The sequence below is a fragment of the Flavobacterium bomense genome (assembly GCF_003970355.1).
Genome location: NZ_RYDJ01000071.1, coordinates 1 through 1,650, shown reverse-complemented (window position 1 = coordinate 1,650; position 1,650 = coordinate 1). Strand labels below are relative to the sequence as shown.

At 32.7% G+C, this 1,650-nt stretch carries 1 pseudogene; it reads left to right on the top strand.

Annotated elements, in window-relative coordinates:
• Positions 1 to 37: 37 nt before the first annotated feature.
• A pseudogene (locus tag EKL98_RS15605) lies at positions 38 to 1,650 on the top strand (hypothetical protein); the annotation flags it as partial.

The window sequence follows — 1,650 nt, the reverse complement described above, 5'->3', positions numbered from 1 at the left end:
TGACCTTAAAAATGTAAAAGCCGGAAACTATATTGTAATGACTTCCCATAGACAATATGCCGATTATTTAGAGGATATAACTGTAAATGAAACCGAAAAAAATTTAGGAACAATTCCTTTGTTAAGCAAAATTAATGCGCTAAGAGAAGTAATAATAAAAACGGGTTCTATAAGAATCAAAGGGGATACCACAAGTTACAGAGCTAGTGATTTTGTTGTAAGTGCGAATGCTAACGTAGAAGAATTATTAAAAAAACTGCCCGGAATACAAGTAGATAAAAATGGTGCTATAAAAGCTATGGGCGAAACGGTGCAAAAAGTATTGGTCGATGGCGAAGAATTTTTTGGAGATGATCCAGGAATGGCAGTGAAAAATTTGCGAGCAGATGCCGTAAAAGAAGTCCAAGTATTTGATAAGAAAAGCGACCAAGCCGAGTTTACAGGAATTGATGATGGCGAAACAAAAAAAACAATTAATCTAAAATTAAAAGAAGACAAAAAGAAAGGGTATTTTGGTAAAATAGATGGTGCAGGAGAACCACTTTCGGGTTCCGACTCGAGATACAACACCAATCTTATGTTTAGCAATTTTAAAGGCAAAAGAAAAATATCGGCATTTTTATTGAATGGTAATACAGGTCAAGATGGACTTAGTTGGCAAGATAGCGATAAATTTGGAGGGGGTAATAATGATGTGAGTATGAGTATGGACGATGATGGTAATGTAGATTATGAATGGACGGGTGGCAATAATGATGAAGAACCTAATGTTGATACTCAAAATGGATTTATCAAAAACACTAATGCGGGTTTGCAGTACAGCAACAAGTGGAACGATAAACAAACATTGAATTTAACACCAAATTATAATAAGCAAATTTATACCAACAACAATAGTAGAAAAACACAAACCCAAGTAGGAGAAACCCAATTAAACGAAAATGCTTCTAAAGTAAGCAATGTTAACAGGAGTAATTTTAAATTGAATGCTATTTACGATGTAAAATTAGATTCTCTAAACAGTTTACGAATAACGGCTAAAACTAATTTTTATACTACAGAAAGTGATGAATTTACATCTGGAAACACTACCGGAAATGATGGATTGTTAAAAAACAAACAGCTAAAAACATTTACTACAGATTCCGACAAAACTTCTATATCGGCCAGTATTTTATATAAACATAAATTCGCCAAACCCCGTCGTACATTTTCTGTAAACGCTACAGGGAACACTTTGAATTCGAATGCAAATAATTTTTTAAAGTCATTGAACGAAAGTTATGAAGGGGGTGATTTTTCCAATAGGGTCGATGTGGATCAAAACAAAATTGGGGAGAAAACAAATCAAAATTTAAATTTAAATGTTACATATTCAGAACCTATTGGTAAGAAATATGCAATGCAATTTGCTTATCAAGTTACTCAAAACAAGGGTGAAAGCGATTATTTGACCTATGATTATTCTGACCTTACAGGAAATTATGATGTGCTTGTAAATTCTTTGTCAAACCAGTTCAACCAGACTATAATAACCAACAAGCCCAACATTAAATTGAGTTATAATTCCAAAAAAATCAATTATAACTTTGGAAGCGGTATTGGATTTACTTCATTTGATTTGGAAGATCAAACTTTAAACAAAGAATA